Genomic DNA, 9,023 nt, shown 5'->3' on the forward strand with positions numbered 1-9,023 from the left:
GTCGAAAAGCAAGTTTCTTTAGAGAATATAACCGTTTTTCGTCCCCCGCAAAAAACGCCGCCCATCGTCTGGGTCCGCCGCGTCGTGGTGTGGTCCGTGGTGATCGCCGTTTTTTCGTGGGCGTTCGTTTCCTGTTACCGCGTTTTTTCGCACGGGAAGGTTAAAACGCCCAACCTGGTCAACGTCAACGTCGCCCGCACCCTGCCGCCCTCGACCGGCGAATACAAATTTGAAAAGGCCCGCGACCTTTTCGTCGCCGGCCGCAATCTCTTGCGCGCCGGCGATTTCTCCGGCCTGGCGACGCTGGAGGAAGTGCTCCGGTCCTACCCCGATTCGCCGCAGGCACGCCAGGCGTTGCTGGTCATCGCCGCCACCCAGCGTTATCAGTTGAAGCAGCCGAAAAAGGCGCTCGCCGAGTACGAACGTTTCGTGCGGACCTACCCCGAGGACGCGCAGGTCGTCCGCGCCCTCGCCGCCATTCGTTCGTTGTCGGGTGAATTGAAGGAAACCGATTCGAGCGACACCCTGGCCCGCCTCGCGCTGGCGAAGGTCGCCGACAATCCCCCGGCGAAAGCCCGGCTGGAAAAGTGGCTGACCCCGAAACCTTAAGCGATTATTTCGCCGCGGCGGTTTGCTTGCCCCAGAGCCGCACGATGTCTTCCACCACCTTGGCCTTGATGCGCAGTCGTTCGTCCTTGGACGAGGCGGTGATCTTGCCGCCCGCGGCGGTGGGATGGCCGCCGCCCAGTTCGAGCTGGTCGAGAATGGCGGCGCAGTCGTGCAGCCGCAGTTGCTCTTTCAGGAAGGGGTTGAGCGACAGGCTCAGCCGCAGGTCGTTGGTTTTACGGCCGCCCATGACGACGGGTTGAATCGAAAGCACCGCGCCGGCCTTCGGGAACAGGGTATAGGCGAGATTTTTCGAGAAGCGCGGCGCGACTTTCATCTCGGAAAAATCGAGCACGCAGATCTGGCCGTTGCCCACCAGTTCGCCCAGCCGGCCGATGGTTTCGGCGGCGCGCTTGCCGTGTTCCTGGTTTTTCGCGAACCGTTCCCGCACTTCCTGGTATTCGGCGACCTCGGAAAGCGGCTTGGTCTGCACCATGGTCACCAGCCGCAGCAGATATTTCCGCGCCTGTTGCAGATCTTCGTTGGGCAGAAAAATCGTGCTGTTCAGGATGTTCTCCGGCGTCTCGGCCAGCCAATCCTCGATCGTGGCGTAATCCATCGAATCAACCCGGTCGGTCGCCGCGACGGTTTCGGCCAGAAACGGCGGAAAATTCACGCTGCTTTTCAGATGGTCGTAAATGACCCGCGCCGCCGAGGGGGCTTCGTAGGCGGCGCCCTCGCCCACCGACCAGGCCATCTGGCGGGCTTCCTCGATGTTGCCCGCGTGGTGATCGAACCAGGCGCGCACCGGATAGGACGGATGGGGCAGATCGCACACGACATCCTTCGGGCCGAAGGTGTTGCGACGCAACGACTCGGGGCCGGTGAAGAAAACGAAGGTGTGCCGCGTCCACAGCGACGCCAGCGCCGCCGACACGATGCCGTCGAAATCGCCGTGCGACACGATTTGCGGTCCTTGCATGCAATCCCCCTTTCCGGGAGAGCCTTTCTATCAGAAGACGACGCCCGGAGAAAGAGCGGCGGCGCGGGGCGGCGGATTTTTGTCGGGATTCTTCCGCCGGCGTCTGGACGAGCGGCGCGCGAGGTGCGAGAATTATCGTCTCCAATCGACTGGGTTCGCGAAAAACCAATGTATAGAGGGGTGGTGCCATGAACGAGTTCCGTTTCGACGGGCGGGTGGCGATCGTCACGGGAGCGGGCCGCGGCTTGGGGCGGGCGCACGCGCTGTTGCTGGCGTCGCGCGGCTGCAAGGTGCTGATCAACGATCTGGGCGGCGCGTGGACCGGCGAAGGCGGCGGTTCGGCCGAACCGGCCGAGCTGGTCGTCCGGGAAATCAAAAACGAGGGCGGCGAGGCCGCGGCGAATTACGATTCGGTGCTCGACGGCGCGAAGATCGTTCAGGCGGCGCTGGACCATTTCGGCCGGGTGGACATCGTCATCAACAACGCGGGCATTTTGCGCGATGTGTCGTTTCACAAAATGACCGACGACGACTGGAACAAAATCCTCGACGTTCACGTCCAGGGCACCTACCGCCTCATGCACGCCGCCTGGCCGCACCTGCGCGACCAGAATTACGGCCGCGTCATCATGACCACCTCGGCGGCGGGCCTCTACGGCAACTTCGGGCAGGTCAATTACTCGACCGCGAAAATGGCCGTCATCGGGATGGGCCTGTCGCTGGCCGCTGAGGGCGCCAAGCGCAACGTCCACGTCAACATGATCGCCCCGATCGCCGGCAGCCGCATGACCGAAACGGTGCTGCCCAAGGAAATCTGCGAGAAGCTCAAACCCGAGTACGTCTCGCCGCTGGTCGGCTACCTGTGCAGCGAGGGCTGCGAGGAAAACGGCGCGATTTACGAGGTCGGCGCGGGCGTCATCGCGCGGGTGCGCTGGCTGCGGTCGCCCGGCGTGGCGCTGCCGCTCAAGGACGGCCTCACCATGGAAAAAATCGCCGAGCATTGGCCGGCCGCCAACAAAATGGCGGGCGGGCAGCTCGTTTCCTCGTTGCAGGAATCGAGCATGATCACCATGCAGAACCTATCGTCGGCCGAGTAAACCGGCGAACGGCAGCGGCCGAAACCAGACGCAAAAAAAAGGCGACCCGCCAGGGCCGCCTTTTCTTCGTTTGACCGGACGCGAGCTATTGCAGATTGATCTTCTGCAACGGGCTGGCCGTCGCCGGCCTGGCCGCGCCGAAACCGCCGCCCCGTTGCAAATACGCGGCGAAATCCTGCATCAGCGCGTTGTAGAGCAGGTTGCCCAGCACCACGCCGCCCTCGGGGGTCGGGTGCAGCAGATCGCCGGCGCCCAGCCGCGGGCTCGCCTGGTACCACCGGGCCATCGCGCCGTCGCCGCCCATCGCCTCGAAAATACTCCAGTAGGCGACCTTCGCCTCCGCCGCGGCTTCCTTCTGCTTCGCGGCCACTTTCTGGACGCGCCCGTCGCTGACCAGATTGGGGCCCTGCTTAAGCGCCGAATCGTTCGGGCTGGTGACCAGGATCGCGACGTTCGGCAACGCCTGACGGACCACCGCGATGTCCTCGAGCAGGTCTTTTTTCGCCTGTTCGGGGGCGAAATTGGAGCGCGCCTCGTTGCCGCCGTAGCTGAGAATGACCAGGTTCGGATTGCGGTGGCGCAGCATGTTGATGAAGTGATCGCGCTGGATGGTGAGCAGCGCGCCGGCGCCGACGCCGTTGGTGCCCAGGGCGTCGTAGACCACGCCGGGCACGTCGCGCTCGAGGATGACGCCGTAGGCGCGCGTTCCCTTGTTCGGCGCGACGAGCGTCAGTTCATGCGCGCCGTCCGCCACGGCGACTTCGGTGTAGGCGTCGCGGGCCGGCGAGCCGGTCGTCGGGATCAGGCCGAGCCGCTTGCCGTCGACCTCCACCTCGAGCGGACCGTTTTGCGGATCGACCGGATACAGAATCTGGAAGCGCGAGACGGAGCGGCCGGTCTGACCTTTTTTGGAAGTGCCGAAAACCGCTTCCGCCTTGGCCTTGTAAGCGAACGAGAGCGCGCCGCCCAGGCCGAAGCGGCGATCCTTCTGGCTGCTGTCGTAAAGCGCGTAGGCGATCCAGGACGCGGCCGGTTCGTGCAACACGTCGTAGGGTCGATACCACGGCTGCGGCCGGCTGACGTTGACCCATCCGTGGCCGGCGTCGCCCCATTTCATCTGCATCCGGCGGCGCGCCTGGCCGGAAACCAGATCCATCTCGATCAGCGAATCGCCGAAGTGGCAGATGCGGGTGATCGCTCCGGGCTGTTTGGCCGCCGTCCGCGCCAAAGCCGCGTAAAACGAATCGAGCGGATGCGCGCCCGCCTGATCCTCGATCGCCGGCGTCTTTTCCGCCCGCTCGGCGGCCAAAGACTGCAAGATCGCGCCGGTATCGGCGGCAACCGCGGCGCCAAGCGGGATCAACAACGCCAGCGAGAATAACAATGCTAATGCGCCCATTCCCCATAACATCACGGGCCGAGTCATCGATGCCTCCTGATTTTCACCGTTCGGGGAACAACCAACCGCCTCCCCAATGAAGGAAATATTCATCCTTCGGCGGTCATTCGCGGGTGAATTTTTCGGTGGAACCCCTTTAATAAAAAATACAAAGCCATTTTCTTTCTATTCATACTCATATTTTCAAATGAGGCAAGTCCGTAAAATCATTCCTTTCCTTGGGGATGATCCATCCGCTGAACGGTCGCGAAAAGCCGGCTCAATCCGCCCAGTAGCGGCGGCGGCCCTGCTGGAAATCGAGCTGCAGGCGCCGGGTTCCCAGTTCGATCGCGGTGACGTTGTCGCCGAACTCCTGGTAGCAATACGGGTTGTCGAACCGCGCGTAGGGGCCGAGATCCACCGTTTCGCCGTCGACGACCATCGCGCCGGTATAACCGACTTCGACCGTGCCGCGGCTGGGTGATTCGTAGGTCACGGCATCGCCGATCGTCACCGTCGCGTTTTGGATGTCGGCGACGAATTGCGCGAACGAGCCGTTTTCCGCCGCGTCGCCCAATTCGACGAGCCACACGTTCTCCCGTGCGTCGGCGATCAATTCGTAGTCGTTTTCCGTCGACCAGACCGGCGGTTCCTGCGAATACAGCGCCACGTAGGCGTCGCCTTTGCGGCCGATGGTCCAGTGTTCGTCCTGGACCAATTCGTCGAATTCGTTCTTCGGGAAATAGGCATGCGAGTAATCGACGAACAGGTACTGATCGAGCAACGGAATGTCCGGCCGCCGGTATTGGAAGACGCCGACGTTCTTGAACATCGTCGCCCGCGGCGTCCAGCCGCCGGTCCAGGGTCCGGCCATGTAGTCGTCGGCCAGCCCGCCCGGATACGAAGTGAACACGTAGGCGTCGGCATCGAGCGTCGCCTGCCAGATGTGAATCTGGGCGGTCCACATGCCCGGATTGTAATCCTGTGCGCCGGAAAGCTGATAATCCGGCGTCCGGTAGGTGTAGGTGCCCATCGTTTCCAGCGCCACGCCGCGCGACATCGGCTCCAGCAGGGTGGAGACGAATTTCAACAACGGACTGCCGACCAGGAAGCGCAGGAAGGCGAGGTCGCTCCACAGGAAACCGTCCCACATGTCGAAATTTTCCACGAGGTCGAACGTGCCGGTAACGATATCGGGCGCCACGTAGCCGGTGGCCCCCCACCAGAAGAGGATGTCGTCCCAATCCTCGTAGCCGATGCCGTAATCCGGGCCGTCGGCGATGTCGATGCTGTCCCGCTGCCGGTGCTCCAGTTCGTTGAGCGCGTCGTTCGCGACGTCTTCCAGCACGGCCGGCGGCCAGTAGAAATCGCTGGTCGCCAGGTGCGTGGCGCTGAAGTTGCCGCTGCCGTTGCGGGTTCCTAGCCCCAGCATGATCCAGGCCGCGCCATCGGTCGAATCGGACAAGCCGCCGAGCAGATGGCTCTGGTAGGTGCGGCCGTGCGTCGTGGCATACAGCCCGCGGTAATAGTTGGCGGCCATGTCGAAAGCGAGAATATCCAGGGTCATCGCGGCCTTGGTTCGTGCGGTATCGTCCTCGGCGAAATCGACCAGGTTGACCAGCGCCGGCATATCCTCGTTGAAGTAAACGTTCGAGTGCCATTCGGAAAAGCCGAATTTGCCGCGGAAATCGAGCCAGCGCAGAACCTGCGGCAAGGCATGGGCCACGTGCTCGGCGCCGGTCATGCCGGCATTCGGAAACACGTCGTCGGGGAACAACTGCCCGGCCAGCAACTCGGCGGAATGAAACAGGATTTGGTGATTTTCCGACCACCAGCACATCGTGTCCGGCCCGGTTTCGTCCAGCCAGTATTTGAAGTTGAGCACCGCGGCCTCGATGTCCGCCTTCAACTCCGTCGGCAGCACGTTCCGGTCGCGATCGAGATACAACAGGCGCAACAGGGAATTCAGGTCGAAATCCGCGGTGTCCTCGCGGGCGTTGATCTCCGCCAGGCTTTCCTGAATGGCCGTTTCGCTGTAGGTCGTTTCGCCGTTGTAAACCCGGCAGACCTGGCCGTAGACGCCGCCGTCGGGCGGGGCATTGTCGGCGTCGCACGCCGCCAGGTACTCGGCCTGCCGGCTCAGAAAACCATCCGTCGGCTCGATTGGATCGCCGGGATCGGTATCGTCGTTGTCGTCATTGTCGTCGTTGTCGTCATTGTCGTCATTATCGTCATTGTCATCATTGTCGTCATTGTCGTCATCGTTATCGTCATCATCGTCGGCGACGGAGCTATCGTCATCGTCATCGTCAACCGATGAAGAATCATCATCATCGTCATCGCCGCATGCCGCCAGCGAAAAAAGCGCCAGAAGTGAGAGAATGAACAACAGCCCGCAATAGAGTTTCATGCCGCGATTTCCTTTCCCCGAAATGGCGCTCGATTATAAAACGTCCGCCGCGCCGCCGGTAGACGGTAAGAAAAAACCGCCGGCCGTTTCATTTTGCTAATCAAAAATGCCTGCCGATCCGATGGGTTGTATATCCGGCTGGAGAAAAATACGCGATGGACGCGGAAAAAGCCGAAAAAAATGAAGGGTGGAGGGCGTCTTGATTAACCGTTTGGTCGTTTTAGGCTTGTGTCTGGCGATCACCCTGGCGGTCGCCCCGACGGACGATTCCTGGGACGAAACCAACGACGGCAAAACCGTCTCGCTCCAAGCCGGTCGGTCGGCGACCTTGACGCTCACCATGGCCGCCGGCACGGGTTACAAGTGGGAATTGGCGCCCGTGGACGCGGCCGTTCTGGCCGTGGCCGGGCCGGAAATCGAGCCGTCGAAAGATCCGTTGCTCATGGGCGGGCCGGTCAAGATGCGCTGGACGCTGACGGCCAAGGGCGCCGGCGAAGTCGAATTGAAAGCTCGCCTGATCCGCTCCTGGCAAGCGGACCAGCCGGCGAAGACGGTCACGATCCGCGTTACGGTGCAGTAAGACGGCTTCCGCTACGGCGTCGCCAACCGCAGTTTTTCTTTCAAGGTCAGCAGAATTTGCAACGAAACCGCGCGCCACTGCCCGGCACGCGGATCGCGCTGCGCCATCGCCAGAGCTTGCAGGCATTTGAGGTCGTTGCCCTGCCCGGCGTGGATGCCGGCGACCTGCAACCACAACGTACCGTCCTCCGGACACATCAGAAAAGCCTGCTGCAGGCAGGATTCGGTTTCCTTCTCCGCCGTGGCGCAAAACAGCGACCACGCCTCGCAATCCGAGCGGCCGGTAAGTAGTAGGGTGGCGAACGCCCGGCTCGAAGCCGTTTTGTCGCTCCGGGCGCAATATTGTCCGGCCGCCAGCAGCCAGTCGCGGTTGACCTCGATGCTCGGCTGCGAATCCAGCAACACCCGGCAGGCCTCCGCCGCGCGGCCCGTTTTGGCCAGGCCGCGCGCGTAATTGAGCGCCAGGCCAGCGGTCTTTTTACCCGAACGCGCGCCCGCTTCCCAGGCCTGCCGTTGCGCCTCGGCCGCCGCCGCATAATCGCCGCGCTGCGCCAACGCGGCCCCGTAATTGGTCCAGCCGATGGGATCGTCGGGTTCCAGGGCGACCGCCCGGCTCCACAACGACAACGGATCGCGCCAGACGCCGACCTGCGCGTGGGCCAGCCAGCCGAAGGATAAAATCAGCAACGCGGCCACCGCCCAGCGCGCCGTTTTCGGCAATCGCCAGACGCCCGCCGCCACGAGCGGCAACAGGCCGATCAGCGGCAGGGCCAGGTAGCGCTCGGCCATCACGATCCAGAACGGCATGAAAATATGACTGACCGGCAACAGCGCCAGCAGAAAAATCCCCGCGCCCAGCGCCGCCCGTTTACGTTTCAACAGTCCGATCGCCGCGCCGAGGACGACCAGCCACAGGCCGATTTGCGCCGCCCAGCCGGCGAGCGCCACCGGCGCATGCAACAGATAGGAAGGCCGGAGCGCGATCGGCAAAAACGCCAGGCGGACGTAACGCCAGAAAAGCACGCCGAAAGCCCACAAACCGCCCGCCGGGCCGCCGCCCAACCAGGCCGTGTCCGCCGGCTGGCGCGGATGCGCGAACACCCAGAGAAACAGGTACAGCCAGGCGACCAGCCATTCGGGCCACGTCCGGCGCCAGGCTTGCCGCCAGCCGTCGCCGCGCACGAAAGCCAGCCCCGTCAGCACGGCCGGCCACAGCACGCCCCATTCCAGGGTGTAACAAGCCGCCAGCAGGAAAAACGGCGACAACCAGCGCGCGCGGCGCGGCCGCTCGTCGAGCCCGGCCGTCCAGCAACAACCCGCGAGCAGCAGCAGAAAGACGCTGAGAATCTGTTCCCGGTTGGACGGCACGGCGATGGTCTCGACCAGCGCCGGATGCAAAAGGTACAACCCTGCGGCCAGCCCGGCCGCCGCTTTCCCATCGGGAAACAACCGCCGCAGCAGCAGAAACAACAGCCACGCCGAAAAAACGCCCAGCAGCAGGTTCGTCAGCGCGTAGCCGAACGGTTCCTTGCCCCAGAAAAGGTGATCGACCAGATAACTGGCGGTGACCAGCGGCCGATACGTTTCCTCGCCGGCGGCCCGCAAATAGGCACGGCCCCACAAGCGTAGCAAATTGGCCGGATGGGAAATGAAATCGTTGTCGCGGATGACCAGAATGTCGTCGTAATTGAAACCGCAGTTCAGGGACGGCCGGTAGACGGCCAATCCCGCCAGCAGCAACAACAGCAGCGCCAGAAGTTTTTGCGTTCGTTCGTTTGACATCGGCGGATCGTAACGCGAGCCGCCGTCAAGATGCAACTTGAGCCCGGTCGGCTGTATTAGCTTAGCGACTTTGTCCCCTGTAACTGCTTAGCGATTATGTCCCCCATGAAGAAGGACATGATTTCGATGACTCCCAAGGAGTTACAGCGGATGAGGTTGCTGGTCTGCGTCCTGGAGGGGCAGCTGCCC

General features: G+C 62.9%; 6 protein-coding genes and 1 pseudogene. 3 read left to right on the forward strand and 4 right to left on the reverse strand.

What is annotated here, in order from left to right:
• The first annotated feature begins 84 nt into the window (after nucleotides 1–84).
• Nucleotides 85–609: a tetratricopeptide repeat protein gene (locus tag GX444_04205; protein NLH47791.1), complete on the forward strand. Its 525-nt coding sequence runs from the start codon at nucleotides 85–87 to the stop codon at nucleotides 607–609.
• A gap of 4 nt (nucleotides 610–613) precedes the next feature.
• On the opposite strand, the gene GX444_04210 is transcribed toward GX444_04205, so the two are convergent.
• A complete protein-coding gene (locus tag GX444_04210; protein NLH47792.1) occupies nucleotides 614–1,588 on the reverse strand; it encodes a hypothetical protein in 975 nt (324 codons plus the stop codon).
• Nucleotides 1,589–1,776: 188 nt separating this feature from the next.
• On the opposite strand from GX444_04210, the gene GX444_04215 reads away from it, so the two are divergent.
• Nucleotides 1,777–2,685, forward strand: coding sequence for an SDR family oxidoreductase (locus GX444_04215; protein ID NLH47793.1), 909 nt, complete (start codon nucleotides 1,777–1,779; stop codon nucleotides 2,683–2,685).
• Between the two features lie 85 nt (nucleotides 2,686–2,770).
• On the opposite strand, the gene GX444_04220 is transcribed toward GX444_04215, so the two are convergent.
• Complete coding sequence (locus tag GX444_04220; GenBank protein NLH47794.1) at nucleotides 2,771–4,111, reverse strand: hypothetical protein; 1,341 nt, start codon at nucleotides 4,109–4,111, stop codon at nucleotides 2,771–2,773.
• Between the two features lie 2,134 nt (nucleotides 4,112–6,245).
• Nucleotides 6,246–6,473: pseudogene (locus GX444_04225) on the reverse strand (DNA primase).
• Nucleotides 6,474–6,672: 199 nt separating this feature from the next.
• Here GX444_04225 and GX444_04230 point away from each other — a divergent pair.
• The gene (locus GX444_04230; GenBank protein ID NLH47795.1) at nucleotides 6,673–7,053 is read left to right on the forward strand and encodes a protease inhibitor I42 family protein; all 381 of its coding nucleotides are present in this window, start codon (nucleotides 6,673–6,675) and stop codon (nucleotides 7,051–7,053) included.
• A gap of 11 nt (nucleotides 7,054–7,064) precedes the next feature.
• Here the strand turns inward: GX444_04230 and GX444_04235 are convergent, their stop codons facing one another.
• Nucleotides 7,065–8,834, reverse strand: a complete 1,770-nt coding sequence (locus GX444_04235; GenBank protein ID NLH47796.1) for a hypothetical protein — start codon at nucleotides 8,832–8,834, stop codon at nucleotides 7,065–7,067.
• Nucleotides 8,835–9,023: the final 189 nt, after the last annotated feature.

It is taken from the genome of Myxococcales bacterium, from assembly GCA_012517325.1.
Classification (GTDB): Bacteria; Lernaellota; Lernaellaia; order Lernaellales; family Lernaellaceae; genus JAAYVF01.